This window comes from Chryseobacterium sp. MEBOG06 (assembly GCF_021869765.1).
GTDB lineage: Bacteria > Bacteroidota > Bacteroidia > Flavobacteriales > Weeksellaceae > Chryseobacterium.
On the sequence record NZ_CP084580.1, the window covers coordinates 958,770 to 975,442 of the forward strand.

Genomic DNA, 16,673 nt, shown 5'->3' on the forward strand with positions numbered 1-16,673 from the left:
ATAATTTGATGAGTAAATATAATATTTTACTTTATAAGTAAAAAATGGTTTTCCGTAAAGGGTAGTATTATTTAATTTTTTTGCGTAAGTCACTACTAAATTTTAAATAACTCAACTGATTCCTGTTCTGATTTTTTGATCACTGTCATGTGGTTCTCTCTACTGTCAACATCAGACTTATGTTTGAATAGATCAACTTCTCATGTCTTTTGTTGAGATTGATTTCTTTAGCTATGTGTATAAATAATCAAGATATAACACGTCAAGTTTTGGCGCATTCCAGATATAGCTTTGCTTTAGTAACATTAAAACAAAATATTAATTGCTAAAACACAGCTTATGAAGAAACTATTTGATGATGAGTGGAGTGATGATCTTTCTGAATTTAAGGTCATTTCCATAGAAGATTTAAACTAGGGATTTGTAGGAGATAAAAATGCTTTGGGTGACCATATAATCAATAAAGATAACTCCCCTGATTACAGAAGCCCATTCCATGACTACAGAAATACTCCTTTAGGCTATTCTTATCTTACAGATAATCCAGTATCTGTATTTGCTTCAACAGGAGTCAATGACAAAGGAGAAAAAGGATATGAGTATTATGCAGAAGTTCTTCCTAGTGAAACAGGTTCACAGGTATATGGAAGCTATCAGGCTAATGCAAGAAAGAAACAGGCTTTATTTCTGTTCTATGAAAAACCTAATCCTAACAAATCAAACTTTTCTGGTGATTTTTACATTGCCAAGATGGGAGATTACTTTGTACAGCTCTTCAAGAGATTTCCAGAACCATTACCCTCCAATGTAAATGGTCAGTTTTTCAGGAATATTACCTCTATGGAAGATGAAGCTGCCTACTTGACACAGCTAGCTTATACTTTTGAGAAGGATAAAATAGATGCTACCCTTGTCCATCAGGCTTTAATGAGAGAATATCAGTTTTATACAGGAGACAGAAGATTTGAAGAGATCATAGGAAATATTTCATCTATTCCTGCTGATGCTATTGGATGGTGTGCTGAACAATTAGAAGTCTTTAAGCCTACTGAGAAAAATTATAATCCTGAAGCTAAAGACTATTCTCCATTGGTTCCTATTATAGGTGGTATTACAGTTCCTGTTAATATAAATAAGGCTGCTCAATTCTTTGAGAACTTGGGAGACAATCCTTTTGTTCAAGGAGCTGAAGTTGCCTTTTCAAAGGTTTGGTCAATGGTAAAACAGGCAGCAAACAAAGTTAAAGAAGCTTCTATAGACCATCTTCCTGATGCTTTTAAAAAGCTGGTTAATAAGATTACAGGAGTCATTACTGATATTAAATCCTTTCTTACCAATATAACAGATGATCTTAGTGACATGGTAAAACAAGGGGTAGAGGTCCTTAAATTAGCTAATGCCTTCTATTGCGGTGTTAATAGTGGTCTAATTAGTCTTATACAATGTTTGCTTTATATTTTAGAGTTTCTTTTACAGCCTACAACAACTTTTTCTTATCAGCAGTATCTTGAAAGAAGAGACTTGATGGAAAAAGCAGAAGATGTATTGGATTGGGTAACAGAGAATGTTCCTAAGTTCTTGCAGGGAGTTAAAGACCTATTCAAAGCTAGTGGAAACATTTCTCAATCTGATATGGAAGGAATACTGGATAAGATGAAAGAATACTTTGGTGATGTTTCAAGATATACAGTAGCTTTCTATGCAGGTATTTTTGCCTTTGAGCTACTAATTAACATCCTGTTACTTATCTTTACAGAGGGCGCAGGTAATGTCGTAAAAGGAGCTACTTATGTACAAAAAGCAGCAAGTTTATTAAAGGTTCTGGCAAGAGAAACTGTTTCTGTGGCTACATTAGGAATTACAGATTTACTGGCTTTTCTTTCAAGATTTATTATTAGATTTGGAAAGGCTTGTGCTAAAGGGTTTAGAGGTTTTATCAAGTTTGTTGAAGAGTTACTGCAAGGCGCTAAAAATGGTGTTAAGGCTGAGGACTTAGCCATGACAGCAGAGGAAATTGAAGAAATTGTATTAAGAGGAAAAAAAGCTCAAAGCATTTTCAATATTCTTGCTAGTGCCAGAATAGGTTTTAAGAAGCTTGGTATTGAGATTCTGGCTAAAGCTGATGGTTATCTTTTGAAGTGGAAGGAAAAACCTATCTTCAAAGGTGATTTCAAAGAGGTCAATGCTTTCTGGAATAAGACTCTGAAACCAAAGTTAGGTACTGGAACAGGAGGAATTTTAAAATATCTTGAAGTCCTCTCCAGAAATATGGTTGCTCAAGAGCATAATATGTCCTGTGCTGCTGCATGTATTAGGCAATTAGCTAAAGATCATGGAATTGAACTAACTGAAAAAGTTATTAGGGAGTTTGCAAGAACTACTGAAGAAATGGGAACTTTTCCTGATGGAATTTTAGATGGACTGAAAAAGGTATTTAAAGATAAAGAAATTGAAGCTGGTATGTTTTATAATCCAAAAATTACTGATATTGATATGGCAAAGGCTATTTCAGAAGGTGGTAGCTGGATTACTATAGTTAGACCTAGTGGAAGCATTCCTCATGCTATTATCATAGATAAAATTCAAGATGGGAAAGTCTTCATTAGAGACCCTTGGCCTATTGAAGGTATTAACAAAGGGAAGGGAGTAGAAGCTGTTATTAATGAAGCAGAATTTGCCACTATTTGGGCTCAAGGAGGAAATTATGCATTTAAAGTAAAATAAGTATTATGCTAAAAGATATTAAAAACGAATTAGAGGAATTGGGGTATAATTCCAATGTAAGAATTATTGATAACAAAGAATGTCTTTACTCTTATATAGAAGGTAATTTAAATTCTGTTTTCTTTATTAAAGATGTTGATAAAAAACTAAAAATAGAATATTTCACTGGACAGATTCCTGTTGAAAAAGAATTTAAAACCATAGAAGAACTCATGAAGTTTGTAAGACAAGTTTTCCCTTTAGAAGGATAAATAAACCCTACTTAATTAACTTTATATGTATTAGAATTGAGTATTTAAGTAAAACCGAATATATCCAGTAATGTCTTATCCTCATTCTGAGTTTCACCTTTGTATTGCTTATAGATTTTCTCAGTATCAAAATCAGATTTTTGAAGCTGTAGAAATAAAAAAGCCTGATTAATTTCATTCTTAATCAGGCTTAGTTGAGAGTTGATGAACTTATTATGTTCATTAGGTGGATGTGCTTTCTGTTTGGTATTCTGCCAATGTGTTGGATTTATGAATAACCCTATGGCAAACTGTTTCCTTTGATCCTGGTATGTTATTCTGCAAAATAGAGGTGCTAAACCAACCTTATTAATTCTGCTTTTAGATATAACAAATAAGATATTTAACTTGTTTATCTCCATTACTTTTATAGTTTTTAACTTATTGATTATTATTGTTTTAATATGCAACCTCAAGAAATAATATGCAACCTTTTATACAACCTGTAAATGAGGTTTCACTTGATTAATGAGAACATAAGAAAAATTGTATTTAAGGATACAGAAGAGTATAACGGATCAGTCTCAAAAGTTGGGGGGAATGTTTAGTGGTTATATCTTTGTCTTATGCTAAGCGATTACAACCTTCTTAAATTTTTACTTCCAGAATTTCTAGTTGAACACTTTAATATCCTCAAAGCAGAAGAACATTCTGGTGAACTTCATATTTATTTTGAAGAAAAAAGCAGTATTCCTGAGGAATTTAAAGAAAGACTGCTGGAATCAAAAGGCTTTTTACCTGAAATTATTGTAGATGATTACCCGTTAAGGGGTAAAATCGTAAAGCTTCACGTGAAAAGAAGAAGATGGACCGATAAGTCTTCAGGAGAAATCCTTCAAAGAAACTGGCAGGTTGTAGCTAAGGGAACGCGCATGACAAATGAATTTGCCGTCTTCTTAAAAAAAATTAGCAGACACTAAAGCTCTCTCTATCAAAGTTATAGCAGGATTTTTTGGTATCAAGGGTAAGACCTTCCAGAGACAATACAAGAATAAACTCAGCGAATATCATAGCTGGGAACAAAAACCTCATGCAGAAGACTGGATCATTTATCCTGAAAATCTCTCAGCATCCCTATCCTTAGACGAAGTTGCTTTATCTGATGGAGAACTGTATACCGTTCTTACCTCCAAAAGAGCCAAAGGGAGAAAAGGAAGTATTGTTGCAATTATAAAAGGGACTCAGAGTGATTTTGTCATCGCGCATCTTTTAAAAATCAGCAGGAGACTTCGGATGAAGGTAAAGGAAATAACTTTGGATATGGCGGGCTCCATGAAGCGTATTGCTAAAAGATGCTTTCCTAATGCAGTATAGGTGATCGACCGCTTTCATGTTCAAAAGCTTGCTCTGGAAGCCCTTCAGGAAATCAGGATCAAACATCGTTGGGAAGCCCTTGAAATGGAAAATAAGACTCTTGAAGAAGCCTCTGAAGAGCAAATTTTAAAGACGGAAGTATTTGAAAATGGAGATTCCCGCAAACAGCTTCTGGCAAGAAGCAGGTATCTGCTTTACAAGAGCCGGGAAAAATGGACGCTGTCCCAGAGGCAAAGAGCTTCCATCCTTTTTGCTCAATATCCTGATCTGGAAAAAGCGTATGGATTAACGGATGGCCTTAGAAAGATCTATAATCAGCCTATTACAAAATCTGTGGCTATGACTAAACTTGCGCATTGGTTTAGAAAGGTTGAAGAAGCAGGTTTTAGATCTTTTTCCACCTTAAGAAAGACCATAATGCACCATTACAGAGATATTCTAAATTATTTTGATAAAAGAAGCACTAACGCAGCGGCTGAATCTTTCAATGCTAAAATTAAAAACTTCAGGATGCAGCTCAGAGGGGTGAAGGACAGATCGTTTTTTCTATTCAGATTAACCAAACTTTTTGCTTAGTCCCCAACTTTTGTACCTGATCCAGTATAACTACTTAAAAGTAATGAAGTTATAAAACAAAAAAGTCTCAAGTAAAAACTTAAGACTTTTTATTGCAGAGAGGAAGGGATTCGAACCCTCGATACAGTTACCCGTATACTACCTTTCCAGGGTAGCTCCTTCAACCACTCGGACACCTCTCTTTTTGAGATTGCAAAAATAGTGTATTTTCTTTAATATCCAAATTATTATTGCAATTAATCAGTAATTTCTCCACAAAGGCTTCTTGTAAAGTTATCAGCGAAGCTTCCTGAGTAGCTTGGATTGCCTATAAGGTGCATCGCTTTGGTAATCGCTGTTTCTGCAGTCATATCTCTTCCGCTGATAGCACCTATTCTGGAGAAAATATTACTGTTTTCATACTTTCCAAATGAGATGCCTCCTGATATACATTGGCTTACTACTACAATTTCAGTTCCGTTATTTCTGATTTCCTGAAGGGTTTCCTGAGTTTTTTCACTACTAAAAATGGTTCCCGAACCAAAAACCTGCAGAATAAGGACCTTCATTTTGGGGATTTCTTTGAAGTGGCTCAGGTGCATCCCCGGAAAAATTCTCCAGAATAAAATATCTTCAGAAATATATTCATCCACATGAAATTCTATTCTCGGATCACAACGGAATAAGTTGTCTTTAAGAATATTTAAATGAACCCCCGACTGTCCCAATATAGGATAATTCGGACTAGAATAGGCATCAAAATACTCAGCAGAATATTTCAGCGTTCTGTTTCCTCTTAATAATTTGTACTCAAAATAAATCGCAACTTCCTGAATAACTGCTTCGTCATTCTCATAAAGACTGGCATAATAAAGGCTTGTCAGAAGGTTTTCCTTGGCGTCAGTTCTCAGATCTCCAATAGGAAGCTGAGAACCGGTCATGATGACAGGCTTTCTCAATCCTTTTAACATGAAGCTTAGTGCAGATGCGGTATAAGACATCGTATCCGTTCCGTGAAGAATCAGGAAACCATCGTAATCATTGTAATTTTTAAGAATATAATTGGCGATAATCCTCCATTCTTCAGGCCCCATATCTGAAGAGTCCAGCGGTTTAGCAAAAGGATGAACGAAAACCTCACATTCCATGAGCTTCATTTCAGGCATCTTTTCAAATATATTTCCAAAATCAAAGGCACGGAGACTTCCGGTTTCGTAATCTTTTTCCATTCCGATGGTTCCACCGGTGTAGATGAGCAGGACTTTTCGCTTCATGTATTATTTTTAAGTAAGAATTGGAGCCTAATCAAGGTTCATAGCCCAAAATTACGTTAATTTGCAAAGATTTGAAAATGAATGAAAGATTTAGCACAAACTTTTGAGTATTTAAAACAATTTTTAACAGAAGAAAGACTTGCGAAAATTGAACATTTCTCCCAGGAAAGCTCAGATTTTGTTCTTCCGGTAGTAGAAGATGTTTATCAGTTTCGAAATGCAGCAGCCATTGTACGCTCTGTAGAAGCTTGTGGTTTTCATAAAGTGGTGGCGTTACAGGAGGAGTATAGTTTTGAACCTAATCTTCGGGTAACCAAAGGAGCTGATACCTGGGTTGAGGTAGAAAAACTTCCCCGTAGTATGGAATCTTTTCAGAAGATTAAAGATAGAGGGTACAAAATTGTTGCAGTTTCCCTGGAAAACAACGCTAAAATGCTGCCCGAGTATGAAATTACCGAACCTATTGCTTTAGTTTTCGGAACAGAGATGGAAGGTGTCTCTCAGGAAATTCTGGATTTTGCAGATGAGACCCTGGCGATTCCCATGTATGGTTTTACAAGAAGCTTTAATGTTTCTGTAGCCGCTTCAATTTGTATGTATGAATTGAAACAAAAGCTTATAAAATCTGATATTGATTATAAATTAGATAAAGAAAAGCTTTTAAGAATGAAAATTCTATGGGCGGTAAATTCCATAAGAAGCGGCCAGCAGATCTTTGAAAAATATCTCAGAGAGAATAATATAAAGATGTAATGGTTCGGTCTTTAATATGATGACGAACTTATCATGATAAAAACTTTCTTTATCAAAAATATAAAAGAAAATATTGAAAAATAAATGGGAAATTAATAGATATTAATTTCCCATTTATTTTGACTTTGATCTAATCTGTATTACCCCAGAAGCTCCATTCGGTGCCGTTATAAAAACAGACCAGTTTAGCTGTAGGATCATAGCACATCATTCCTGCTGCCGGAGATTTTACATTGAACGCCGGATTTATTACTTTTGGAAGAATTAATGCTTTGTCGGTTGATTCCAATATCAAAACGCCTCTTGCAGAGGAATCCGGCGCTCCCATAATTACTCCTTTGGATCTGTTCTGTTCTGAGCCCGGCAACAGTGCTTTTGATACTCCGGCCGCGTTAGTTAGATCTATCCAGCTACTGCCGTTATGAAACTTTACTTTAGACGCGGCTCCGTCGAATACAAATGTCCCTCCGGAAGTTCCAGACATTGCAGCGGCATTTTGTACCTGAGGAAGAATAATCCCTTTTGTAGTTCCGGATGGAAAATCAAGAAGTCCGCTGCCATCTATTGTACTCTTCTCAATGCCAATCTGAGCACTTACGGCCGTTGATAATGCTAACGCTAATATGTTCAATTTATAGTTCATGATTAATTACAGGTTTGGTTAATACAGTACCACTTGGTTCCATTATACACTTTCAGACATACATCATCAGTATCAAAAACAATCATTCCGTCCACCGGATTTTTAATCGATGCTTCAGGATCAGGTATTCTCGTGATCACCATACCTTTATCATTGGATTCAAGAGCTATAAAACCATTGTTAACATCCGCAGGCCAGTTGGGGCTGCTATGTACTTCCCTTGTTGATATACCGATCTTTGTGATTTCAGGAGTTCCAGTTGCGCCAGCTTTATAACACGGGCATGCAAAAGATTTCACAACATTGGAATAAAGAGTACATCCACCGGGAACATTCACAATCACATTGTATTCTGCGGCTGAAGTATCTGCCAAAGGAATCGCGTACGTATTAGAAGTGGCACCGGAAACAGGGCTGTTGTTTTTGTACCATTGATAGTTTCCTAATCCTGATGTAACCGATAAGATAGTGCTTCCGGTAGTAGAAGTACAAGGCCTCAGATACTGAGTATTCATACTTATGGAAAGAATCGGTGAAGTTCCGAAACCGGAATAATATCCACCGAAGCCTGCAGCGTTATTGGCACCCAGAAGTTCTGCCTGAATAGTGCCAGCAGAGCTTATTTTTACATTTTTTATATTTCCGGCTGCCGGCACAGCATCTGCAATATTATACCGGTAACTTGTCCAGTTTGGATTTCCGGGAACTACCGCATTGGATATCGCCGTAATGGCTGTTCCGCCTACAGTTACAGTGGGAATGTTATTGGCACCGGTGGCTGCAAGCACCGCTAACTCAGTATTGGGGTAAATAGTGCTTCCAATTTGTTTGGCATCCGGAATCATATTTACAGAAGTCTGTCCAAAACATGAAATAGGAGGGATAAACATAAAACTGTTTGTATTTAAACCTGCACTTCCGAACAGTTTATGAAAAACATAGACTGCTTTATTTGTTTTTAAATACATATTTTTATTGGTGAAAAATGTAGCAGGTACAATCGCGTAGTCTCCGGCATTATTTAATGTATAATTCACTGCTGTATTGCCGTTCATACGTACGGTAGTGTTGGCTTCAGTGGCAATAACTATTACTCTTTCGTAAGCACCTCCGTTCCCCTGCATGACAATATATTCATTACCAAGCTGTTCTACAGGAACAAGCTGGTCTACTGCAAAATCACGGTTGTCGGAATTGGTTCCTGTATCAATGCTGCCCTGCTGCATAAGCCCTCCTACCGTTACCGCGATATTTTTGTCAGCAGTTATTTTTGCACCCAGCCAGCCGGTATCCTGAATACTTAGTGTGCCTGTTTTTACCTTGGCATATAAAACAAAAGATTGTCCTTTGCTTAAAGTTCGGGTAACTGTATTTCCGGTGATTGGAGTCGTACCGGATCCATTGATGAATTCTGTGCCGGTATCTATATTGGATACTGTAATAACTGTATTGTCTTCAGTGGCCATAATAGAAGCCATATTACCTACTTCAGCTACTGAGGTCGTAAATTCGTTGGGTGTTCCTCCCCAGAAGAAATTTTTACCAAGGGCTACTTTTCCTTTTGTAAGAACTGATCCGGCCTGAGAACCTGATGCTCCTCTGTAATTGACAAAGAAGTTATCATTAGAGCGGAAGATCATACCACCGGTGTTGGCCGGAATGATCGTTCCTGCTTTATTAGCCGCCATGGTGAGAGGGGTCTGCCCTGGAGGCAATATTGTATTGGATGTATTGATAACGGAAAGTCTGACCGGTTTGCTGTTGCTTACGGTCACAACACCATTGGTTACTACAGTTGAAGTTGCAGCAGTGATGTCATATACCGATAATCTTGGAATGGTGGTGTCATCTGCCAGTTTAATATTAACTGTAATATTCGTGGTAGACGGAGTAGACAGGTATACATACTCCTCTACAATGGTTGCTGTTGTATAGTCCCCAAAGATAATGGGCTGCAGATAATGAACCTTGTCAAGCTGTGAATGATAGAAATTAAATAGAAAAAATACTAGAAATAAATAAAAACGCCTCATGTTATAAATTTAAAGGCGCAAAAATATTTAAAATATGCTGGTATTTATTGTTTTGACTGATCTATTTTAATCTGTAGTAATTCCACGCAGATACGAATACACCGGCTGTTTCGGTTCTTAGTCTTTGGTTTCCAAGTGATACAGCTTTTACTTTATGACCGGATAGATATTGGATTTCTTTTTCAGAAAAATCTCCCTCGGGCCCGATTAAAAAAGTCAACTGTTCCAGTTGAGGAATGTTTTTGAGTTCAATTCTTTCCAGATTCTCGTTGCAATGGGCAACAAAAGTATGTTCCGGGTTTATTTTCTTCAGAAAATCCGGAAGCCTCAGTACCTCATTGATCACAGGAAAATGGAATCTCAAACTTTGCTTTGAAGCGGCAATACTCTGTTTTCTTATTTTATCAATATTGATGTTCTTGCGCTCCGTTTTTTCAGTGATTATAATACTGATTTCCGAAATACCCATTTCCACAGCTTTTTCTACAAAAAACTCTATCCTGTCAATATTCTTTGTCGGAGCAATGGCAATGTGAAGTTTAGGATTAAAGTCAGGCAGATGTTCCTGGATCTCTGCAACTTCAATACCTGCTTTTTTACCTTCTATAAAAAGTTTTCCTGAGGCAAGATTTCCTTTTCCGTCCGTTACGTGAATATCTTCACCCGTTCTCATGCGGAGAACCTTCACAATATGCTGTTGCTCCTCGTCGTTGATCGTAACTTTCGGACCTTCTATTTCTCCGTAAAATAATTTCATATATCCTGAGTTAAGAATGCTACTCCCGTTTTTAGGGTTGTGTATATATCGGTATCACAATTTCTGTAACTGCAAATAAAAATTTCTTCAATCCAGATATTGTTTATGAAAATCAGATTTAAGTATTCCTGTTTTCTCAAATTGTTTTTGATCGATAAATAATCTCCTTCTTTTGGAGTATAAGGAAAACTGAAAAGATGCTCAGAATTTATTTTTTCCAGGATCTGATCTTTTATATCGTGGATATACCCTTTTTCAGAACTTGATGGAAAATAATCTACATAATTCTCCGTTTCAGCATTTTTTCCGGTAATTGTTTCTAATACCCAGTAATATTTTGAGTTCTTTTTAGAATGGGTTCCCAGTATTTTTTCTTCTAAAAGTATTTTCATAAATCATATTTTGCTGTAGCAGTAGTTCTCAGGTCTGTAAATTCGCCTCTTTCAAACTTCAGTTGTGCAACCATGGCGATCATGGCAGCATTGTCTGTTGTATATTCAAATTTTGGGATATAAATATTCCATCCCAGTTTTTCTTTATTATCTTCCATTGCCTTTCTCAATGCAGAATTGGCAGATACGCCTCCTGCAATAGCAACTTGTTTAACGTTCAGTTCTTTGGCTGCTTTTTCAAGTTTCTTCATCAGAATTTCAATAATTGTTTTTTGTACAGAAGCACAAAGGTCATTGAGGTTTTCTTTGATGAAATCCGGATTTTTTCTGACTTCTTTCTGAATGAAGTACAACACGGACGTTTTGATACCACTGAAAGAATAATCGTAGTTTTCTAATCTTGGTTTATTAAAGGTAAAAGCATCAGGATTTCCTTCTTTCGCCAGCCTGTCAATAATAGGTCCTGCCGGATAATCCAGATCAAATATTTTTCCAATTTTGTCAAAAGCTTCTCCTGCGGCATCATCGATGGTTTTTCCGATAATTTCCATATCGAAATAGTCCTTTACCAATACAATCATCGTATGTCCGCCACTTACTGTAAGACACAGGAAAGGGAAGGTAGGCGGCACAGGATTTGCATCTTCGATGAAATGGGCCAGAATGTGGGCTTGAAGGTGATTTACTTCAATCAAAGGTACATTGAGGCTCATAGCCAGAGATTTAGCAAATGATGTTCCTATGAGAAGAGAACCCAAAAGTCCAGGTCCGCGTGTAAATCCTATAGCTGAGATAGCATTTTGTTGTATATTTGCTTGGGAAAAAGATTTTTCAACAACGGGGATAATATTTTGTTGATGGGCCCGTGAAGCCAATTCAGGAACCACACCTCCATATTCTTTATGGATGGCCTGATTCGCGGCAATGTTTGAAAGAATAGAATTTCCCTTGATGATAGCTGCTGAGGTGTCGTCGCAGGACGATTCAATACCTAAAATTATAGAGTCGCTCATAATAATGGCAAAGTTAGAGAATAATAACGAGAATGAAAATAAAAAATCTATAGCTGAAAACCTAGGAGATCAGGTACAGAAAACTGTAGATAATGTTGAAGGTAAAGTTCGGGAGACCGTAAAAGAAGCCTCTGAGCTTGCTTCAGATGCTATACATCATCCCGTAGAGACGGCTGGAGAGTTTGGGAAACAGGCAATGAAAGACGTTGTCAGCTATACCTGGTGGGCAAAACTGCTCCTGATTCTCTTTTGGTTAGGACTTTTCCTGGTGGGAAGCATATTGGTGGTTATCAATCTTCCGGTGACTAAACAATGGGCAGCTGATCAGGCACTTAAGATTGTTAATCAGGATTTTAAATCAGGATTTTCTACAGAAAGTGTAGATGTTAACTATTTTGGAGATGTAACCATAAAAGGCTTAAAGGTCAAAGATTATAAAGGGTTTAATTTTATTACAGCCCGTGAATTCCGTGCCGATTCTGACTGGATTTCACTTGCCGTAAATGCCATCTCCGGAAGCAGTAATTCTTTAAGTTTCAACTCTCTTACGCTTGTGAATGCCGATGTGAAAGTTATTACCTATAAAGGGGACAGTATTTCAAACTTTGTCAGATTTACAGAACTTTTTGATAACGGAAAGAAAAGAGATCCCAGTAAACCTCCTTTTCAGCTGAATTCCAGAGTGCAGATTATCGATTCTAAAGTATCCATCATTAACGAAAACTCCGAGGGAGAACATGGAAAATGGCTTACTGCTACAAAATTTAATCTGAAAGCACCCAATGTAAAGGTCAATGGCCCGAATGTATCGGCGCTAATTAATAATATGTCATTTGTTACCTCAAGATGGGGTAAATCCCATATTGTGGACACTTTTTCCACAGAATTGTCTTTGACCAAGCAGTTTCTGTCATTAAAGGATCTTACTTTAAATACAGATCATACCTTACTTCAGGGAAATATTAAATTTAACCTTCATGACGGCTCATGGTCTGATTTTGCAGACAGGGTTCGATGGGATATGAAGATTGATCAGGGCAGCGAGATCAGTGGATATGATATCAGCTATTTTGTAACGAACTGGGACAATATCAAGCCGTTCAATCTTTCAGGAACAATGACGGGGCCTTTGAATAAATTTCATCTGGAAAATTTTCTCATCAGAAATCCTGATGTTAATATTGCCACCAAAACATTGAAAGTAGACAATTTGCTGAAAGGACACTTTTCAATCGAAACCAAAGACCTTTCTACAGATTTTACCTATAAAGATTTAAAGGCAATGATGCCTTCTTTCATCTCCAACAAGATGAAGAACTTTGCGGATGATTTTGGGAAATTAAAGTACAATGGAACCGCAAAAGTAAATCCGGATCAGATCTATGTAGAGAACGGGAATTTAATGACCGGAATAGGGCAGGCGAAGATTTCTAAACTTACCCTTACAGGTTATAGTACGGCAATGCCTAAATACTCAGGCTATCTTGATGTAAAAGACCTTAATACATCTGTGATTACCAAGAATAAAACAGTAGGCTTAATATCAGGTCAATTTGATCTTAACGGACAAAGCTTTGATGTGAATACAATGCGTCTGACTACGAAATCTAAGATTACGAGTGTTGAAATTATGGATAAAACCATTAATAACCTCTATCTGGATGGGTTGCTGGACCATAAAAAATACAACGGACTCATTACCGTTAATGATGAACAGGCAAAAGCAACGATCAAAGGTTTAATAGATTTCAGCACTTCTAAAGTAGCGATGGATGTGAATGCCGATGTGAGCTACCTGAATATGAATTATTTTACCGGTAAACCGGGCAGTCAGGTGGTAAGCGGACAGGTTGAAGGGAAAATGTCAATGTCTTCCATCAATGACCTTACGGTGGATGTGAATGCCAATAATCTTCATTTTGCAACCGCTACCCAGAAATATGATATTCCGACGGCAAAGCTAAAAACATTTATTACTGCAGATGGCCGCGTTATCGATGTAGATGCTCCGGGAGCCGCTACTGGAAAGATATCCGGGAGATACAGCCTTGCAGATCTTGTAGGAATGGTGGAAAATGGAATGGGTAGAATATTGGTAGGGCCTCCTCCCAGAAAATTATATCACGGACAGAATTTTACCCTGAACTTTGATGTTCAGCAGGGATTGGTCAATTATTTCTTACCCGAACTGAAGCTGCCTCATGGAGCGGTTGTAGAAGGGGGGTATGATGGAAACTCCAATAATCTTACGCTGAATCTTGATGCTGCTTCTTTAAAGTATATTATGACGAAAGAAGATGAAATTACCGATGCAGATAAAGCATTGGCAACTTCTAATCCTGATTATAAAATTCACGAGAGAAAAAATATTAACAAAGACAGTGCGATGGTAGATAGTGTTAAAATAAGAATTAACACCGCCAACCTTAATCAACAGCTGTATGCTAAGATCAACAGGGCAGAATATAATAAGAATATCATCAAAGACTTCGAGCTCAAAGGAAGTAATGAAAATGGAAATACACTCCATCTTGCTACAATATTTAAGCATGGAAGCCCTGATGATGAAATTAACGAAAAGCTTAAAGACTATGCTATTAATGTAGATCAGTCCACTGATGCTGCTGGTGACTATGTATTTAAATTCGAACCTACAGAAGTAAAATTCAATGAAGTGACCTGGGCGGTTGATACCAGCCCGGAACTTAATCACTCTATTACCTATAGAAAGAAAACCGGAGATTTTGATATCCGGAATCTGAGAGTTTATTCAGATAAAAGTGCTCTGTTTATTAAGGAAGCCCAGTTTAAATCAGCGAAAGATTTCTATGTAGATGCTGATATTAATGAGTTTGCTATAGAAAAACTTCTTGACATGCAGTCAGGAGGAAACAGTATGGATATCAAAGGGCTCGCCAATGGAACTGTAAAGATCAAAATGGATAAGAGTACCTTGCAGCCTCTGGTAGATCTTAACATTGATAATATTAAGATGAATGGTAATGATATGGGAGATATTTCCATTTCGGCAACCAACGGTTTCTCTCTGAACGTGTATGATATCGATGTAAAAGTACATTCTGCGGGGGTTCTTGGAAGTAACAGCCTGAATTTGACAGGAACAGTTAATAATAATACGTCTTCGCCTATTATTGATCTTACAGCAGAAATGCGTGATTTTGATCTGTCTTTTACACAGCAGTTTGTACAGACTGTTTTTGGAAATATTCGAGGAAAAGCAACAGGAGATCTTAAGATTAACGGTAAGCTTAATAACCTTGATTATAGTGGAGACATTGCTTTAAAAGATTTTGGATTAAAACTTCTGTTTACAGGGGTAGATTATGCATTTGATGATACAGTCATTCAGCTGACTAAAGGACTTGCGATTCTCAACAATATTGAAGTGCATGATGGAAGATCGAATTCCAAAGGAAACATCTCCGGTGCGATCCAGTTTGAAACCCTTTCTTCAATGGGAGTCTCTCTGGTAATGAGAGCAGACAACCTTCTGATGCTTAATACTGCTCAGAAAGATTTTGACCTGTTTTGGGGAAGAGTTTACGGGCAGGGAGACCTTTATGTGGATGGGCCGGTTTCAGGACTGAGTATCACAACACCTAATATGAAGGCACTTAACGGAAGTACCTTTACATTTAATTCAAGCTCTACATCCAACGTTGAAGAGTTTAAAATGCTGAGGTTCCTGAAAGAAGGAAAAGACGGGCTGGTAACGCTGGAAGAAAAGAAAAAGACCGGTGCCAACATGAACATTGACTTCAACCTGGCTGTGGATAAAGGGACTACGGTAAATGTACTGGTGGGTGATGATGTGGGGAATATTACGGTAAAAGGAGTTGCAGACCCGCTGAAATTCCAGATGAACAGACAGGGGAATATCGGTATGAGCGGAACGTATAAAGTAGATAACGGAACATTTGTCTCTAAGGCGATCCTTAATAAAACATTCCAGATTGAGAAAAACAGTAGTATAAGGTGGGATGGAGATGCCATGAAGCCTGCATTAGATATCAATGCCAACTATGTAAGAATGGTTTCCAATGTAGGAGAATATCTGAGTATGGGAAAACTACAGCCTATCAGCGTCCTGCTGCAGGCTCATATCACCCAGTCGCTGGTAGAACCTAAAATTGACCTGAATGTTACTGCATTGGATGTTTCCAGCCAGGTGAGAGAGACTTTGGCAGCCAAAATGAGCCAGGAAGGAGAGAAGGTTCTTCAGTTCGGTTCCGTTCTGTTACTGAGTACCTTTAATGTTTCCAATTCTGGAGGAGTGGATGTGAATGTTGGAAATGTGGCAGAATCCTCCGGATATAATATACTTCTTAAGCAATTGGGATCTGTTCTTAATACGATGAGTAATGAATTCCAGATTGACCTTAATTATGTAAAAGGGGATCAGAGTGCAAGTGTGGCAGACAGAGCCAATGCAGGTGTGAGTGTAGCACTTTCTCCCAGAGTGAATATCAAAACCGGATTGGGAATTCCATTGTCTAAAACAGACGGTGCCCAGAATAACTATCTTTCTACAGAAGGCTCTGTAGAGTATGACTTTTCTAAGAAAAACGATGGTACACTTGTTGTGAGGGCATATTCTAAGCCTACAAATATCGGTATGGTAAGTACAAACGGAACTGCTAATCAAGCCTATGGAGGGGGAGTTGTGTGGAGTAAAAGCTTTAATTCTTTGTTTAAAAAGAAGAAAAAAGACAAAAAAGCCACTGAAACAAAAGGGGAAATAAAAACAGATTCTATAAAATCGAATGGTAAATAATTAGAATATTTTAATGATTTTTATCATCTGTGTTAATTATTGTTAATATTTGATATATATTTTTTAGTTAAATTATTTTTCGTAAATTTGCAAAAAATACATAGATTTTTTAAAGAAATTGTAATTTAAC

The 16,673-nt window shown here is 37.3% G+C and carries 12 protein-coding genes, 1 tRNA gene and 1 pseudogene; 6 read left to right on the top strand and 8 right to left on the bottom strand.

Going from position 1 to position 16,673, the window contains the following annotated elements; genetic code table 11:
* Positions 1-441 precede the first annotated feature (441 nt).
* Together LF887_RS04420 and LF887_RS04425 are read left to right on the top strand one after the other, a co-directional pair.
* Entirely contained in the window at positions 442-2,724 is a 2,283-nt protein-coding gene (locus LF887_RS04420) for a cysteine peptidase family C39 domain-containing protein (RefSeq protein ID WP_236857594.1), read from the top strand.
* Between the two features lie 5 nt (positions 2,725-2,729).
* Entirely contained in the window at positions 2,730-2,975 is a 246-nt protein-coding gene (locus LF887_RS04425; RefSeq protein ID WP_236857595.1) for a hypothetical protein, read from the top strand.
* A 44-nt stretch (positions 2,976-3,019) separates the two neighbouring features.
* On the opposite strand, the gene LF887_RS04430 is transcribed toward LF887_RS04425, so the two are convergent.
* Positions 3,020-3,376, bottom strand: a complete 357-nt coding sequence (locus LF887_RS04430; RefSeq protein WP_236857596.1) for an Arm DNA-binding domain-containing protein — start codon at positions 3,374-3,376, stop codon at positions 3,020-3,022.
* 204 nt (positions 3,377-3,580) lie between these two features.
* On the opposite strand from LF887_RS04430, the gene LF887_RS04435 reads away from it, so the two are divergent.
* Together LF887_RS04435 and LF887_RS04440 are read left to right on the top strand one after the other, a co-directional pair.
* Positions 3,581-3,934, top strand: a complete 354-nt coding sequence (locus tag LF887_RS04435; protein ID WP_236857597.1) for a transposase — start codon at positions 3,581-3,583, stop codon at positions 3,932-3,934.
* Positions 3,935-3,953: 19 nt separating this feature from the next.
* Positions 3,954-4,904 (top strand): annotated as a pseudogene (locus tag LF887_RS04440) (ISL3 family transposase).
* Between the two features lie 95 nt (positions 4,905-4,999).
* Here LF887_RS04440 and LF887_RS04445 read toward each other — a convergent pair.
* A tRNA-Ser gene (locus LF887_RS04445) sits at positions 5,000-5,086 on the bottom strand.
* Positions 5,087-5,140: 54 nt separating this feature from the next.
* Complete coding sequence (locus LF887_RS04450; protein WP_236857598.1) at positions 5,141-6,157, bottom strand: asparaginase; 1,017 nt, start codon at positions 6,155-6,157, stop codon at positions 5,141-5,143.
* Between the two features lie 81 nt (positions 6,158-6,238).
* On the opposite strand from LF887_RS04450, the gene LF887_RS04455 reads away from it, so the two are divergent.
* Entirely contained in the window at positions 6,239-6,910 is a 672-nt protein-coding gene (locus LF887_RS04455) for a TrmH family RNA methyltransferase (protein ID WP_236857599.1), read from the top strand.
* Between the two features lie 130 nt (positions 6,911-7,040).
* Here the strand turns inward: LF887_RS04455 and LF887_RS04460 are convergent, their stop codons facing one another.
* The 5 genes from LF887_RS04460 to tsaD all read right to left on the bottom strand — a co-directional run bounded on the left by LF887_RS04460 (position 7,041) and on the right by tsaD (position 11,748).
* A complete protein-coding gene (locus tag LF887_RS04460; protein WP_236857600.1) occupies positions 7,041-7,553 on the bottom strand; it encodes a hypothetical protein in 513 nt (170 codons plus the stop codon).
* 2 nt (positions 7,554-7,555) lie between these two features.
* Positions 7,556-9,586 carry an IgGFc-binding protein gene (locus LF887_RS04465; RefSeq protein WP_236857601.1) on the bottom strand — a complete coding sequence of 677 codons (2,031 nt, stop codon included), beginning with the start codon at positions 9,584-9,586 and terminating at the stop codon, positions 7,556-7,558.
* Positions 9,587-9,647: 61 nt separating this feature from the next.
* Positions 9,648-10,343: an RsmE family RNA methyltransferase gene (locus tag LF887_RS04470; RefSeq protein WP_236857602.1), complete on the bottom strand. Its 696-nt coding sequence runs from the start codon at positions 10,341-10,343 to the stop codon at positions 9,648-9,650.
* Complete coding sequence (locus LF887_RS04475; RefSeq protein WP_236857603.1) at positions 10,340-10,735, bottom strand: hypothetical protein; 396 nt, start codon at positions 10,733-10,735, stop codon at positions 10,340-10,342. The genes LF887_RS04470 and LF887_RS04475 overlap by 4 nt, the downstream gene beginning before the upstream one ends.
* Positions 10,732-11,748 (bottom strand): tRNA (adenosine(37)-N6)-threonylcarbamoyltransferase complex transferase subunit TsaD, encoded by a 1,017-nt coding sequence (tsaD, locus tag LF887_RS04480; protein ID WP_236857604.1) that lies wholly within the window; start codon positions 11,746-11,748, stop codon positions 10,732-10,734. The genes LF887_RS04475 and tsaD overlap by 4 nt, the downstream gene beginning before the upstream one ends.
* Before the next feature lie 4 nt (positions 11,749-11,752).
* Between tsaD and LF887_RS04485 the strand changes: the two genes are divergently transcribed.
* A complete protein-coding gene (locus LF887_RS04485) occupies positions 11,753-16,543 on the top strand; it encodes a translocation/assembly module TamB domain-containing protein (protein ID WP_236857605.1) in 4,791 nt (1,596 codons plus the stop codon).
* The last annotated feature ends 130 nt before the right edge of the window (positions 16,544-16,673 follow it).

Excerpts from the sequence above, each read along its gene's own strand:
- LF887_RS04425 (WP_236857595.1), top strand. The coding sequence starts at position 2,730 with ATGCTAAAAGATATTAAAAACGAATTAGAGGAATTGGGGTATAATTCC.
- LF887_RS04430 (WP_236857596.1), bottom strand. The coding sequence starts at position 3,376 with ATGGAGATAAACAAGTTAAATATCTTATTTGTTATATCTAAAAGCAGA.
- LF887_RS04435 (WP_236857597.1), top strand. The coding sequence starts at position 3,581 with ATGCTAAGCGATTACAACCTTCTTAAATTTTTACTTCCAGAATTTCTA.
- LF887_RS04450 (WP_236857598.1), bottom strand. The coding sequence starts at position 6,157 with ATGAAGCGAAAAGTCCTGCTCATCTACACCGGTGGAACCATCGGAATG.
- LF887_RS04455 (WP_236857599.1), top strand. The coding sequence starts at position 6,239 with ATGAAAGATTTAGCACAAACTTTTGAGTATTTAAAACAATTTTTAACA.
- LF887_RS04460 (WP_236857600.1), bottom strand. The coding sequence starts at position 7,553 with ATGAACTATAAATTGAACATATTAGCGTTAGCATTATCAACGGCCGTA.
- LF887_RS04465 (WP_236857601.1), bottom strand. The coding sequence starts at position 9,586 with ATGAGGCGTTTTTATTTATTTCTAGTATTTTTTCTATTTAATTTCTAT.
- LF887_RS04470 (WP_236857602.1), bottom strand. The coding sequence starts at position 10,343 with ATGAAATTATTTTACGGAGAAATAGAAGGTCCGAAAGTTACGATCAAC.
- LF887_RS04475 (WP_236857603.1), bottom strand. The coding sequence starts at position 10,735 with ATGAAAATACTTTTAGAAGAAAAAATACTGGGAACCCATTCTAAAAAG.
- tsaD (WP_236857604.1), bottom strand. The coding sequence starts at position 11,748 with ATGAGCGACTCTATAATTTTAGGTATTGAATCGTCCTGCGACGACACC.
- LF887_RS04485 (WP_236857605.1), top strand. The coding sequence starts at position 11,753 with ATGGCAAAGTTAGAGAATAATAACGAGAATGAAAATAAAAAATCTATA.